The following is a 14,878-nucleotide window of genomic DNA, read 5'->3' as shown; positions in this document are numbered from 1 at the left end:
ATATAAAAAAATGGGACGAACACGACCCTACGATATTTTATAGAATTTTTTTACTACTTATAAAACGACCCTATAAAAATTTAAGGACTATGTTCGACCCTACAAGAATTTAAATATCCATTAAGACCCTTCGGGGTCTTTTTTTTTGACGCGTTTCGTATTACTATTAAACAAGTAAAAGGAAGTGCTATATGGTTAGGACAATTGTATGTGATTTAGATGGATCTTTGACGAATCCGAGTAGTGGAATCTATGTAAATGAAGCTGTTAAAGAAGCATTGATTGAGGTTGAAAAGAAAAATGTCTTAGTTATATTAAATTCAGCTCGATGCTTTCAAGGTGTGTATCCATTGTCTAAACAGATTTTGATGCAAGATTTTGGTGGATATGTCATTAGTTGTAATGGAGCCCATTGTTTTGATGTGAAAATGAAAAAGACGATGTTTGAGTATGTTATCTCAAATAACGATGTTTCATTTATTTGGCAATATGCTCAAAAGCATAATTTAGGCGTTGGATATAGTCAATCCGATTATTTTGTGGCAAATAAAATGACACATGGATTTGAACTGGATATGCATAATTGTGATGTGGATTACATTTTAACGAATCACATGGAAAAATATTTAAAGGGTTCTGTGTGGAAAGTGTCTATATCGGATTCAAAATCACGAATTGATTCAATTTATGATGAAATGAAATCGATTATTGAATTAAATTGTAATGTAAAAGTTGTGCATAGTACAGATACGATGATTGACATTATTCATAAGGATTGTGAAAAGTTAAATAGTGTGAACCGCTTGTTGAAGAATCTTGAAATCTCTTGGAAAGATGTCAGTTCCATCGGAGATGGTTCAAGTGATGCGCCTGTATTAGAAGCATCTGGTCTTGGTGTTACTCTTGAAAATGGCTGTGAAGCATGTAAAAAAGTCGCAAAAAAAATTGTTCCTTCATGTTATGAAGATGGCTGTATAGAGTGGTTAAAGGAGTTGTAGAATATGAGAGTAGTCGATATGCATTGTGATACGATTCTAGAATTATTGAGTCGTGATTTAAAAGGGAAAGAGGCAAGTTTGTTTTCAAATGATTTGTCGATTGATTTAAAAAAAATGAAAAAGGGTAATTATTTATTACAGAATTTTGCGTTGTTTACAGATCAAAAAGAACTAGCTATTCCTGAGCAACAGACAATGCGTTTGTATGATGAATATTGTACACAAATAGATAAGTATGCAGATTATATTGCACCTGTATATAAATTTAGTGATATTGAAAAAAATGATAAAGAAGGAAAAATATCAAGTTTATTAACTTTAGAAGATGGTGGTGTTTGCTTTAATGATTTAGCGATGTTAAGAAACTATTATCGCATGGGTGTGAGAATGATTGCACTAACATGGAATTATGAGAACGGAATTGGTTATCCAAACCTTTCTATGAAAGATATGAATGGGAATCAACCTAACTATAAGCGTAGTGTAGATACAGAAAGAGGATTGACAGAGTTTGGTATTTCATATGTAAATGAAATGGAAAGACTAGGCATGATCATTGATGTTTCTCACTTAAATGATGCAGGTTTCTATGATGTATTGAAATATACGACAAAACCATTTGTGGCATCACATTCTAACGCAAGAAGTGTATGTAATGTAGCCCGTAATATGAGTGATGATATGATTCTTCAATTGGCAAAACGTGGTGGTGTCATGGGACTTAATTTCTGTGGCAGTTTCTTGGCGGATCGCACTGATCACAAGAGTTGTGTAGAAGATATGGTGAAACATATTCTATACATCAAAGACTTAGCTGGAATTGATGTCATTGGATTAGGTACAGATTTTGATGGGATTTCATGTCCTTTAGAAATTGAAGATGCTTCTATGATGAATTTATTAGAAGAAGCTTTATATAAGGCGGGTCTTACACAAGAAGAAGTGGAAAAAATCTTCTATAAGAATGTATTAAGAGTCTATAAATCAGTATTGTAAATGGATCGTTGGATCCATTTTTTTGTTTTTCGCGAGGAACATGATATAATTTCTGATGTAAAAATCTGTAAGAAACATGAAAGATAGAATGAAAGACTATGGAATCATTGAAACTGTTAGGTATTCTAATTGTCGTAATCGGATTTGTATTAAAATTGGATTCGATTTTGATTATTATGATTGCCGCTATTGTGACTGCACTTGTTGCAGGTATGAATCCAGTTACTTTCTTGGAAACACTTGGATCAAGCTTCGTCGCTAACCGTAGTATGTGCGTGTTTGTGATGGTTATGGTAGTTACGGGTACTTTGGAAAGAAATGGTTTAAAACAAGCAGCATCTAATTTAATGAAGAAATTTAAAAATGCATCAGCCGGTGTTGTTCTTGCGATTTATGGTGTATTCCGTCTAGTCTTTGCGGCATTTAATGTAAGCTTTGGTGGCGTTGCCGGATTTGTTCGTCCTATTGTGTTACCTATGGCTACAGCTGCAGCTAAGAAAAATGATAAAAAGATCAGTGAAAAGTATGAAGAAAACTTAAAAGGAATGGCAAGTGGTATGGAAAATATCGCATGATTCTTCGGACAAGTTTTGTTTGTAGGAACAAGTGGAATGATTTTAGTACAATCTACATTAGCTGTTTTAGGCTACAATGTTGAATTGGTTGATTTAATGAAAGTACAAATTCAAGTGGCAATTATTGCCGTAGCTGTTGCGATTGTTTATTACTATATTAAAGATAAACAATTATCTAGGAGGGAGACTAAATAATGAATCCAATTCGATTTTATACGCGTGTAGATGTTACACTTTCAGATAAACCTTTAGAAGTCATGTATTGTATTATTGGATTGATTTCTAAGTATGTTGCTTTTAAAAATCTAAAAGATAAAGAAAACAAAAATAATGTTGGTTCATTTATTTTCTGGTTTGATTTAGGATTGATGTTTGTGCTAGGTAAATGGTTGCCAGCATTGGTAGATGGTATTTTGTTGATTATCTTGGTTTTACCTCCAATTTTTAAGAAAGTTTCACTGGTAATGAGCCTGAACCTACTCTTGAAGAGATGGAACAAAACAACAAGAAGATTGGCTCAAAAGTATTTGTTCCAGCAGTATGTATTGGTTTATTTACGCTATTAGCTGCATTCTTTACTAAGATTTCACCACTAGTTGGAATGAGTGTAGGTGTTTTTGTGGCCGTGATTATTTTGCGTATCTATTCAAAATCAAATACACCAAGTGTCTTCTTAAAAGATTGTCGTAGAATGATGGATGTGGTTGGACCATTAAGTATGCTTCCAATGTTACTTTCTGCTTTAGGTGCCATATTTACAGCTGCATGCGTTGGAGATGTAATTTCTGGATTAGTATCGAATATTATTCCTGCAGGCAACATTACAATTGGAATTATTGTTTATGCGATTGGCATGGCGGTATTTACCGTGATCATGGGAAATGCTTTTGCGGCAATTACCGTAATGACAGTTGGTATTGGGGCACCTTTTGTCCTTCAATATGGAGCAGATCCAGTAGTGATTGGATCTTTAGCATTAACTTGTGGATATTGTGGTACACTATGTACGCCAATGGCAGTAAACTTTAATATGGTTCCTGTTGCAATCTTAGAAATGAAAGACAAAAATGGTGTCATTAAAAAACAAGTGCTTGTTGCTGTAATTATGTTAGTGGTACAAATCGTCATGATGATCATGATGTCATAGGAGATGAAATGTTATGAAAAAAGTATTAATTACAGGTTTTGATCCTTTTGGAGGAGAAAAAATCAATCCAGCTTATGAAGCTGTTAAATTATTGCCGGATGAAATTGGTGGGGCAAAAATTATTAAGAAAGAAATTCCTACAGTATTTCAAAAAGGGCCAGATGCAGTTTATGAAGCGATTCAAGAGAATCAGCCAAATTTTGTATTGTGTATTGGTCAAGCAGGAGGAAGAAGTCAAGTCACACCAGAATGGGTGGGTATTAACTTTAGAAATGCGAGAATTGCCGATAATGAAGGCAATCAACCTTTACAGACAAGTGTTGTAGAAAATGGCCCAGAAGCTTATTTTACAATGCTTCCTGTGTTTAGAATGGTTGAAAAAATGAAGGAAAATGGAATTCCTGCAAGTGTTAGTTATACAGCAGGAACTTATGTTTGTAACGATGTAATGTATTCTGTATTGCATTATTGTCATACAGAATTTAAAGATTTAAAAGGTGGCTTTATGCATGTGCCTTTTGCCACTGAACAAACAGTAAATCAGCCAGCAGGAACTCCTGGAATGAATTTAAAAGATATTGCTAAAGCCATTGAATTATCTGTAGAAGCTATGTTAGAGAGTGATACGGATATTAAAGTGGTTTCTGGAGAAACGCATTAAGAGAAAAGATTTATTCTTTTCTTTTTTTTGACTTTTAGAATGTAAGAGATTACACTAAATGTAAAAAAAGAGGTGTGTATATGAAAAGAAATGAACAATTAATTGAAAATACATGGAAAATAGAAGATATCTATCCAAATCTAGATGTGTTTTATAAAGAATTAGAGAAAGCAAAGACGCAATCAAAAGAATTATTGAAATATAAAGATCATCTAACAAATGCATCTAGTTTATATGCGTATTTAAAAGGGTATGAAGAATTAAATGAAAAACTATATACATTGGATTGTTATACATCTTTATTAAGTGATCAAGATGGTTCAAATGCTTTTTATCAAGATTTAAAAGGAAAGGCAAACGTAGTTATTACAGAGATTCATTCTCAGCAAGCCTTTTTTGAAGTAGAGCTTTTAAAATTGTCTGATGTAGAAACATACTTCGAAAATGAACCGGGATTAGAGAGATATAGACGATTTATTCAAGATATTTATCGATTAAAGCCATATACTTTGTCTATGGAAAAAGAAGGATTGTTAGCAGGGTGTCAAGATATTTTTTCTAGTAGTGAAAGAGCATTCTATATTTTGAATGATGTGGATACAAGGTTTGAAGATGTTAAAGATGCGAAGGGGAATGTTCTACCATTGACATCAGGAAGTTATGTGGATTATTTAGAAAGTGCAGATGAGACATTAAGAAAGTCGGCTTTCGAAAATATGTATGCAGCTTATGGTAAGGTTCAAAATACGATGGCTTCTTTATTGAATTCACAGTGTAAGATGTTGAAATATGAATCGGATTTAAGAGGATATCCAACATCATTGGAGGCAAGTACAAATAAAAATGGAGTTCCGTCAAGTGTGTATAAGAATTTGATTAAGCAGATACATAAGGATATTGCACCTTTGCATAAATATATGAAGGTTCGTAAAAAGGCTTTAAAGAAAGATAAATTAAATATGTATGATTTATATGTTCCTTTAGTTAAGGAATTTGATAAGAAAATTACCTTTGAAATGGCAAAAAAAGAAGCGTTAGCTTCCGTAGCTTTATTAGGACAAGAGTATGTAGAGGCTTATGAAAAAGGTTTAAATTCACGATGGATCGACGTATATGAAAATGAAGGAAAGCGTTCAGGCGCCTATTCTTGTGGTGTGCCATGCCATCCTTTTGTCTTATTAAATCATACAGATACATTAAGAAGTGAATTTACTTTGGCACATGAAATGGGTCATGCGATGCATTCTTATATGTCTTTTAAACATCAGCCTTTTATTAATAGCGATTATAAGATTTTTGTGGCTGAAGTCGCAAGTACATGTAATGAAGCTTTGTTGATGCATTATTTATTGGAAAGAACTACGGATAAAAAAGAGCGTGCTTATTTGATTAATTATCTATTGGAACAATATCGTGGAACAATGTACCGCCAGGCTATGCTTGCAGAATTTGAAATGTTGATCAATGAGGAAGTGGCTAAAAATAATACGTTGAGTGCTGAATTATTGAATAAGATCAATCATGATTTAAATACATTATATTATGGTGAAGATGTGATTGTAGATGAGCCAATTGATTTAGAGTGGGCAAAAATCCCACACTTATATATGAATTTCTATTTGTATCAATATGCGACAAGTTTTTGTGCTTCCATGGCCATTTCGCAAAAGCTATTAAAAGGCAATCCAGAAGATATTGAGAATTATTTGAATTTCTTAAAGGGTGGATGTTCTAAGTCTCCAATTGATTTATTAAAAATGGCAGGCGTCGATATGACAAGTCCACAACCAATTCATGATGCGATTTGCCAGTTTGATAAGTTTGTGGATGAGTTTGATGAATTGATCAATTGTAAATAATTGAAATTTTACTGAAAATAGCTTGCAAAGAAAATGAAAGAAATGTATCATATTTTTAAATTAAGAGGGTGATGTGAATGAACAATAAGATTATGAAGTCAGGATTAGCAGCAATGATGGCTGCAAGCTTAGTGGGATGTTCATCTGCGTCAAGTGATAATTCGAATAATGTTTTGACCGTTGGAATTACTGCGCAGATGAATGGTGTATTTTCACCACTGTATTATGAAAGTGCATACGATGCATATGCGATCAACTTGATATATCAATCAATGCTTCAGTATGATGAAAATGAAGAATTACAGCCAGTTTTGGCTAAGGAGCTTCCTACAATTAGTGATGATGGAAAAACGGTTACTTTTAAGTTGAATAAAGGTGTTAAGTTTTCCGATGGATCTAAGCTTACTTCTAGTGATGTAAAATATACATTTACAGTGTTGGCAGATCCTAGCTATACAGGAAGGTTTTCGAGTGATGTAGAGAATATTGAAGGTTATAAGGAATATCATGATGGGGATGCTACAGAATTAAGTGGAATTGAGACACCAGATGATTATACGGTTGTTTTCCATATGACACAGCCAAGAATTGATGCGGTAACTACTTTTGGTACTCGTGCTATTTGCTCGGATACACAATATAAGTACAAGAAGGGACACATATCAAAGATTGAAAAAGATACTTCCAATCCGATTGGTAGTGGGGCTTATAAATTGAATAAATATTCAAAGGCAACCGGCGCTAGCTTTGTAAGAAACGAGAACTTTAAAGCTAAAAAAGGAGAATATTCAATTGATAAGGTTATTATCAAAGTTTGCAGTACTTCAACTGAGTTAAATGAACTTCAAAAAGGAAATGTGGATTATTTACCTGAGAATGCAGATCCAACTAAAATTGGACAAGTTAGTCTAGATGACAATTTGACATTTAATACATACCCACGTGCGACAGAAGGCTATGTTTACTTTAACTGTGCACAAGGTCCTACAGCCGATCCAGCCGTACGTAAAGCCTTAGCTTATGCGACGGATCGTCAAGGCTTTGTCGATAGTTTCTTCTCTTGGGAAAAAGCAAGTAAGGAAGCAAAAAAAGAAAAACTAGCCTTTGTACCAGCTGTATATGCGAATCCAGCAAGCGCCAATTTAGGCACTTATATTCGTGGTGAAGAGGCTTTGGATGGTCTTGAAACTTATGAATTTAATGAAGATAAGGCAAATCAAATCTTAGATGAAGCTGGATGGGAAATGGCAGATGATGGTTATCGTTATAAAGATGGTCAAAAATTAAGCATTCGTTTCATGATTGCGGAAGGTTCTAGTTCATTGGAAACTTTGATTCCTATGATTGAAAAGACATACAAAGATATTGGTGTTGATTTAAAACAGACAATTCTAGAATTCAATTCATTATTGTCAAAAACAAGTGATGATAGTGCATTGGGTGAGTGGGAAATGAGTTGTCTTGCGATGAGTTTTACAGGCGTAGCTAATACAGATTTAAATTCTATGTTGAAAACAGGGGATGTAAATAACTATGCAAGACTATCAGATAGTGAATTGGATTCATTATTGGATGAAGCAATGTATACAACAGATGAAGCAAAATCAACAGAGCTTTATAAACAGGTTATGATTAAGGAAAATGATTTATTGCCATATTTAGCATTATATGGAAACCAGAATTTCAACTTATATAACAAGCGTGTTAAGAATATGAAGACAGGTCCAATTCATAACTGGTCACAAGCAATGGATACAGCTACTTTAGATTAAGAGTGTACATATGTACATTCTTTTTTCTTGTTCAAAAAAAAGGGTGAGTCTATTATTATGACTCACCAAGAAATAGGAATATATGAAATAAACAGAATAAGTTATTTAGGAAAGGGTTATATGTATTGGGTTGATACCTGTTTATTTCTGTCTATAGAATAGTTTTTAAAACTTAAAAGAAGCTTAAAGAAATGATGAAAATATTTACAGTTTTATGAAAATTTGCAAATTCTTTCTTGACACTATGTATATGTCGAGTATAATAAGCACTATAAAGTGAATCGAGTAAAGATAGAGGCAGCATTGCATCAGAGTAAAACATGGAGTTGGCAGACTGTGAAGTGTTTGAAAGGTAACCAATGCCGAAAGAGATAAAATGGCAATTTTATTTCTTGGGGTTATAAGGAATACTTATAACACTCCTTCGTCAGGAAGAGGCGTTATCTTATAGTTAATGAGATATTTTTTAGCTATGTGGTATGCCCGCATAGCTTTTTTCTATTCTTTGCCGATTAGAGAAGGAGAAAAGAAATATGAACTTTAAAAAATTAATGGCATCTGCCATGGTATGTGCTTTTGCACTAACAGGATGTGGATCAAACACAGCTACAACATCAGAAGATAAGGACACATTTGTTGTAGGAATGGAATGTGCATATGCTCCATTTAACTGGCAAACTTCTACAAAAACAGATACTTCTGTAAAATTAGGAAAATCAGGATATGCGGATGGATATGATGTGCAGGTTGCAAAAAAGATTGCGAAAAAATTAGGAAAAAAATTAGTCATTAAGAAAACATCATGGGATGGATTGATTCCAGCTTTAGAGGGTGATGAAATCGATGCGATTATCGCTGGTATGACTAAAGATAAAACACGTGAAGAAGGAGCTGACTTTACAACTCCATATTATGATTCAAAGGGAATGATCATGATTGTTCGTAAAGATGGTGAAGAAGCTGGATATACAGATATTCAACAATTTAGTGGTAAAAATGTCGTTGGTCAAAAATCAACAAACTACGATGATGTCATTGATCAAATTAAAGGTGTAAATCACGTAACACCAAAGGCTACTTATCCAGAAATGGTATTGGCTTTACAACAACACGAAGTGGATGGGATTACTGCTGAAATGGCAGTTGCCAAAGGTGTTGTAGAAGCTAACCCAGACTTAACTATCATTCAGTTCGAAGATGGACATGGTTTTGATTGTGATACAACTGTTTCAATCGCATTAAAGGAAGGTTCTCGTGATTCTGAATTCTTCAAAAAGGTTCAAAAAGCATTAGATAGTATTTCGGATGAAGAACGTGAAGAAATGATGAAATATGCAGTTGAACACCAACCAACAGAGGATTAATTATGCGTATTGATTTTGCGAAAGCTTGGAACATATTTGTTCATAATTTACCTCTTTTCCAATATGGAATTGAGATGACTTTGTTGTTCGCATTTGTTGGTACGTTTGCAGGATTTGTCGTCGGCTTATTAGTCGGCGGCATTCGTGCGATTGAGATCAATGAATATGATTCAACGGGTATCAAAGTTTTAAAAAGAATAGGTAGAATCATTACGGGATTGTATATTTGGGTGTTCAGAGGTACACCAATGATGGTTCAAGCTATGTTTATTTACTATTTAGGAAAACCTGTGATTGGATGGACTCCGATTACAGCAGGTTTGATTATTATTTCAATCAATACAGGCGCTTATATGGCTGAAATTATTCGTTCTGGAATTCAGTCTGTGGATAAAGGACAAAATGAGGCCGCAATGTCTTTAGGTATGACAACGATGCAAACTTTGATGTATGTTGTATTTCCTCAAGCTATTAAAAATTCATTTCCTTCAATTGGAAACCAATTGATTGTAAACATTAAGGATAGTTCAATGTTGAATGTTATTACGGTAACTGAACTGTACTTCCAGACAACATCTGTAGCTGGAAGTAACTATCGTTATATTGAAACGTTTATGGTTTCTGCAGTTTTATATTTAATTTTAACAACACTTGCTTCTTTCTTATTGAATTATCTTGAAAAAAGAATGGATAGCGAAAGTAGCATGAAAGATTTCTGTAGCTAGGAGGATATTTATGGAAACAATTATTCAAATTCAACATCTCCAGAAACATTTTGGAAATCTTAAAGTATTAAATGATGTAGATTTCGATATTCATAAAGGAGAAGTGGTTACGATTATTGGATCGAGTGGATCTGGTAAAAGTACGATGTTGAGATGTGTAAACCTATTAGAAAGAATGGATGGAGGCCATGTTTTATATCATGGTAAGGATATTCTAAGTGGTCAAATGGATGTGAATGAATATCGTTCAAAGGTTGGAATGGTGTTCCAAAGTTTTAATTTATTTAATAATTTGACTGTTTTAGAAAACTGCATGTTAGGTCAGGTCCGTGTCTTAAAGAAATCGAAAGAAGAAGCAAAAGCCACAGCTTTAAAATTCTTAGATGAAGTAGGAATGAAAGAGTTTGCGAATAAGCCTAGTACTAAACTTTCTGGTGGACAAAAGCAACGTGTTGCGATTGCGCGTGCCTTGTGTATGGATCCAGAAGTGCTACTATTTGATGAACCAACAAGTGCATTAGACCCAGAAATGGTTGGTGATGTTTTGGATGTCATGAAAAAGTTAGCTGATGAAGGTTTGACTATGGTTATCGTTACACATGAAATGCAGTTTGCCAGAGAAGTTAGTGATCGTGTTATTTTTATGGATAAAGGTGTCATTGCAGAACAGGGTAGCCCAGAACAGTTGTTCGAGCATCCTCAACAAGAAAGAACACAACAGTTTTTATCTCGTTATCAAAGCCGTTAAGCGGCTTTTTCTTTTTGTGAAAAAATTCATTTGTTGAGACGAGTTCATTGAAAAAAGGCCTAGTTAGTGTTATATTATTATCGATTAATGGAGGAAAAATACAATGGAAAAAAGACCAGTAATTTTGGTTGTTATGGACGGTATTGGTATTCGTGAAGATAAGAAGAACAATGCTGTTGCATTAGCCAACAAACCAACACTTGATAAATTGTGGGCAGAATGTCCACATACACAACTTCGTGCTCATGGACTTGCAGTAGGACTTCCTACAGATTCAGATATGGGTAACTCAGAAGTTGGACACAACGCATTAGGTTGTGGACAAATTTATTCTCAAGGAGCTAAATTAGTTAACGAAAATATTGAGTCTAAAGAAATCTTCAATTCTAAAACTTGGAAGGATTTAGCTGAAAATGCAAAAGACAGCAAAATGCATTTCATCGGTCTTTTAAGTGATGGAAACGTACACTCTAATATTTCTCACTTAAAGGCTTTGATTAAAGAATCTAAAAATGAAGGTATTAAGGAAGTTCGTGTTCATGCATTGCTTGATGGACGTGATGTTCCTGCAACTTCAGCTTTAGAATATGTAAATGATATTGAATCATTTATGGCAGAATTAAATGATGACAATTTCCACGCATGCATCGCTAGTGGTGGTGGACGTATGCAAATCACAATGGACCGTTATGAAGCTGACTGGTCTATGGTTGAGCGTGGATGGAAAATTCACGTAATGGGTGAAGGAAGACAATTTGCTTCAACTACAGAAGCTATTGAAACGTATCGTAAAGAATTAAATGTTGTTGACCAAGATCTTCCAGGATTTGTTATTGCGAAAGATGGTGCACCTGTAGGAACTATCGATGATGGAGATAGCGTTGTATTGTTCAACTTCCGTGGTGACCGTGCTCAAGAAATTTCTTTAGCATTTGATGGAGATGCTTCATTTGATAAATTTGATCGTGTTAAAGTTCCAAATGTTAAATTTGCAGGTATGTTACAATATGATGCAGACTTACAAATTCCAAAGAACTATTTGACGGAACCACCAAAAATTAAATATACATTAACTGAAGAATTGTGTAAATATGGTATTCGTGAGTATGCAATCAGTGAAACACAAAAGTATGGACACGTTACATATTTCTGGAATGGTAACCGTTCAGAAAAATTTGATGAGTCTTTAGAAACTTATGTTGAAATCCCAAGTGATATAGTCCCATTTGAACAAAGACCTTGGATGAAGGCTGCTGAAATCACTGATAAATTGTGTGAAGCAATCGAAAGTGGAAACTATGATTTCATTCGTACAAACTATCCAAACGGTGACATGGTAGGACACACTGGAAGTTTACCAGCAACTATCATTGGTGTTGAATCAGTAGACTTAGAACTTGCACGTGTTATTGAATCTGTAAATAAAGTAAATGGTATTTTATTAGTTACTGCAGACCACGGTAATGCGGATGATGAAAGTAAGACTAGCCACACATTAGCACCAGTTCCATTCATCGTATACAATGCGGAATGTGAATTAAAAGAAGGCGAAGATCTAGGATTGTCAAATGTTGCAGCTACAGTTTGTGATTTCTTAGGATTAGAACCAAATGAACACTGGAACCCATCTTTAAAAAAATAATTTAGATTATTAAGGAGTAATGTAAAAAAAACTTTACTCCTTTTTTACTTGCTTTCATGATAAAATGACAAAAAAAAGAGGTTTGATTTATGGAACGAGTCTTAATTGTTGAAGACGATGAAAATATTCGTCAATTATTAAAATTAACATTGGCTAGTTTTAATTATGAACTAGTTGATTTTGAAAATGGAAAAGATGCATATGATTATCTACAAAACAATAAAGTAGATTTAGCCATATTAGATTTGATGTTACCAGGCATGAATGGGTATGATATATTAAAATTTATTCGTTCAAAGGCAACGCTTAAAGATTTACCTGTTATTATCTTAAGTGCAAAAGATAAAGAGCTTGATAAAATCATGGGACTTGATTTAGGAGCTGATGATTATTTGACGAAGCCGTTTAGTGTGTTAGAGCTTGCTGCTCGTATTCGTTCATTACTTCGTAGAAGTAAAAAGGATGAACGATTGATTCAAATAAATGGCTTATGTATTGATTTAGATAAAAGAACGGTGACAATTCATGAAGAACCGATTGAATTGACATTTAAAGAATTTGAATTGTTGAAATATTTAGCTAAAAATGAAGGTAGAGCTGTATCACGAGAAGAGTTGATCAATCAGATTTGGGGATATGATTTTATTGGAGAAAGCAGAACACTGGATGTACATATTAACTCATTGCGTAAGAAGATGGGAAATGAATATGCACATTGGATTCAATCTGTAAGACAGGTTGGATATCGTTTTGTTGCTGAGGATCACAATGCATAAGAAGATTGTTCATTCGTTTTTAACAACTTTTTTGATCACATTTATCTTGGGCTTTGGTTTACTTTACGTGAGTTTATATAAAGCATCTATTTCTCAAAATCGACAATATTTAATGAATACAGTTAAATTGGTAAAAAACTTAGAAATAGATGATTTAAATACGACTCGTTTGGGTGATACTGTTAAATCGGAAGATATTCGTATCACAATTATTAAGCGAAACGGAAAAGTTTTATATGATAACTATAAAAATAGAATTCGTGAAAAACATCTGCAGCGTGAAGAGGTAAAACAAGCTATTGCTCAAGGTACAGGGACATGTATTCGTTATTCAGATACAATGCAACGTTCTTATTTATATATAGCTGACTATGAGGAAGATAATCAAACAATTGTTCGTTTAGCTATGCCATTTGATGGGTTGAGCCAATCTATTTCGATATTATTAGTACCATTTTTATTTAGTATTGCCGTATCTTTTATGGTGGTATTTGTTTTGTCTAAAAAAATGGCCAATGAAATTGTAGAACCTTTTAAAGATATCACAAATACAATTAATTCAACAAATATTTCAAAAGAAGTGCTATCGTTTCATAAATATAATTATCCCGAACTTTATGGAATCACAGATGCATTGACGAATATGTCCGAAGAAAATAAAAAATATTTAGAAAGACTGGAAAAAGAAAAAAAGGTTCGCCAGGAATTTTTTAGTAATGCGAGTCATGAATTAAAAACACCACTCACTTCTATACGTGGATATACAGAATTGATTCGTTCGCATACAATTCAGGATAGTGCTCAAATCGATACATGTTTAGATTGTGTTTTAAAAGAGAGTGACCATATGACGCAATTGATCAATGATATTTTAACGATTTCAAAATTAGAAACAGAAGAGATGCAAGTCACATATTCGCATATTCAAGTAAAGAAATTGTTGGATTCTGTTGTCGAGACTTTAAAGCCACAAATTGAAGCGATGCATTTAAATGTTTATGTGAATGCGACAGAGTTTACAGTTTTTGCGAGTTTAGATCATATTAAAGGTATCTTCTATAATTTAATTTCGAACGCAATTAAGTACAATAAACAAAACGGACGAATAGATGTTGTTCTAAAGAAAAATCAAAAAAATATGTATTTTAGTGTGGAAGATACAGGTGTGGGAATTGCGCAAGAAGATCAGAGTCGAATATTTCAAAGATTTTATCGGGTAGATAAAGAACGCTCAAAAACAATACCAGGTACAGGTTTAGGTTTGTCGATTGTAAAACATGTTGTCTATTATTATCAAGGCAAAATCCATTTAACTTCAAAGGAAGATGTGGGAACTAAAATCACAGTTGAATTGCCTATTATTGTAAAAGAAATCCCAGAGAATTAGTCCAATGTCATTAAGTTAAGCAAATTCTTAAATTTATGAGTCTTACCTATAAATGGGTAGGGCTCTTTTTTTGTGCAAGAAGTGTAAAAAACACTTGACAAGCCAAAAACCGAAATTTTAAACATAATCCGAAGGAATTATAGAGGAGGATTTTCACCTATGATTCCAGATAAGATTTTAAATATTTTTAACCGTTCTATTAAAATCGTTTGCAGCAACATCGCTTGT

At 33.6% G+C, this 14,878-nt stretch carries 11 protein-coding genes, 2 pseudogenes and 1 riboswitch; all 13 genes and pseudogenes read left to right on the top strand.

Annotation, left to right across the window (positions count from 1 at the left end):
• The first annotated feature begins 191 nt into the window (after positions 1 to 191).
• The 13 genes and pseudogenes from H8911_RS10160 to H8911_RS10100 all read left to right on the top strand — a co-directional run bounded on the left by H8911_RS10160 (position 192) and on the right by H8911_RS10100 (position 14,650).
• Positions 192 to 998, top strand: coding sequence for a Cof-type HAD-IIB family hydrolase (locus H8911_RS10160; protein ID WP_186999576.1), 807 nt, complete (start codon positions 192 to 194; stop codon positions 996 to 998).
• Between the two features lie 3 nt (positions 999 to 1,001).
• Positions 1,002 to 1,994, top strand: a complete 993-nt coding sequence (locus H8911_RS10155; RefSeq protein WP_117925221.1) for a dipeptidase — start codon at positions 1,002 to 1,004, stop codon at positions 1,992 to 1,994.
• A gap of 98 nt (positions 1,995 to 2,092) precedes the next feature.
• Positions 2,093 to 2,764, top strand: a pseudogene (locus tag H8911_RS10150) (5-oxoproline transporter, DUF969 family subunit).
• A pseudogene (locus tag H8911_RS10145) lies at positions 2,764 to 3,716 on the top strand (DUF979 domain-containing protein). The pseudogenes H8911_RS10150 and H8911_RS10145 overlap by 1 nt, the downstream one beginning before the upstream one ends.
• Before the next feature lie 13 nt (positions 3,717 to 3,729).
• Complete coding sequence (pcp, locus tag H8911_RS10140) at positions 3,730 to 4,377, top strand: pyroglutamyl-peptidase I (protein WP_186999575.1); 648 nt, start codon at positions 3,730 to 3,732, stop codon at positions 4,375 to 4,377.
• 80 nt (positions 4,378 to 4,457) lie between these two features.
• Entirely contained in the window at positions 4,458 to 6,236 is a 1,779-nt protein-coding gene (gene pepF, locus H8911_RS10135; RefSeq protein WP_186999574.1) for an oligoendopeptidase F, read from the top strand.
• A gap of 77 nt (positions 6,237 to 6,313) precedes the next feature.
• On the top strand, positions 6,314 to 8,008 hold the full coding sequence (locus tag H8911_RS10130) for an ABC transporter substrate-binding protein (RefSeq protein ID WP_186999573.1): 1,695 nt from the start codon (positions 6,314 to 6,316) through the stop codon (positions 8,006 to 8,008).
• 284 nt (positions 8,009 to 8,292) lie between these two features.
• Positions 8,293 to 8,459: riboswitch (Lysine riboswitch) on the top strand.
• Between the two features lie 82 nt (positions 8,460 to 8,541).
• A complete protein-coding gene (locus tag H8911_RS10125; RefSeq protein WP_117925225.1) occupies positions 8,542 to 9,372 on the top strand; it encodes a transporter substrate-binding domain-containing protein in 831 nt (276 codons plus the stop codon).
• Between the two features lie 2 nt (positions 9,373 to 9,374).
• The gene (locus H8911_RS10120) at positions 9,375 to 10,097 is read left to right on the top strand and encodes an amino acid ABC transporter permease (RefSeq protein ID WP_117925227.1); all 723 of its coding nucleotides are present in this window, start codon (positions 9,375 to 9,377) and stop codon (positions 10,095 to 10,097) included.
• Positions 10,098 to 10,107: 10 nt separating this feature from the next.
• Entirely contained in the window at positions 10,108 to 10,845 is a 738-nt protein-coding gene (locus tag H8911_RS10115) for an amino acid ABC transporter ATP-binding protein (protein WP_117925229.1), read from the top strand.
• 103 nt (positions 10,846 to 10,948) lie between these two features.
• Positions 10,949 to 12,487 (top strand): 2,3-bisphosphoglycerate-independent phosphoglycerate mutase, encoded by a 1,539-nt coding sequence (gene gpmI / locus H8911_RS10110; RefSeq protein WP_186999572.1) that lies wholly within the window; start codon positions 10,949 to 10,951, stop codon positions 12,485 to 12,487.
• 89 nt (positions 12,488 to 12,576) lie between these two features.
• Entirely contained in the window at positions 12,577 to 13,263 is a 687-nt protein-coding gene (locus tag H8911_RS10105) for a response regulator transcription factor (RefSeq protein WP_186999571.1), read from the top strand.
• Positions 13,256 to 14,650: a sensor histidine kinase gene (locus H8911_RS10100; RefSeq protein ID WP_186999570.1), complete on the top strand. Its 1,395-nt coding sequence runs from the start codon at positions 13,256 to 13,258 to the stop codon at positions 14,648 to 14,650. Before H8911_RS10105 ends, H8911_RS10100 begins: the two co-directional genes overlap by 8 nt.
• Positions 14,651 to 14,878 lie beyond the last annotated feature (228 nt).

The sequence above is a fragment of the Holdemanella hominis genome, assembly GCF_014306155.1.
Lineage (GTDB): Bacteria > Bacillota_I > Bacilli_A > Erysipelotrichales > Erysipelotrichaceae > Holdemanella > Holdemanella hominis.
The sequence above is the reverse complement of the archived record's forward strand: the minus strand, read 5'-3'. Positions and strand labels throughout refer to the sequence as shown.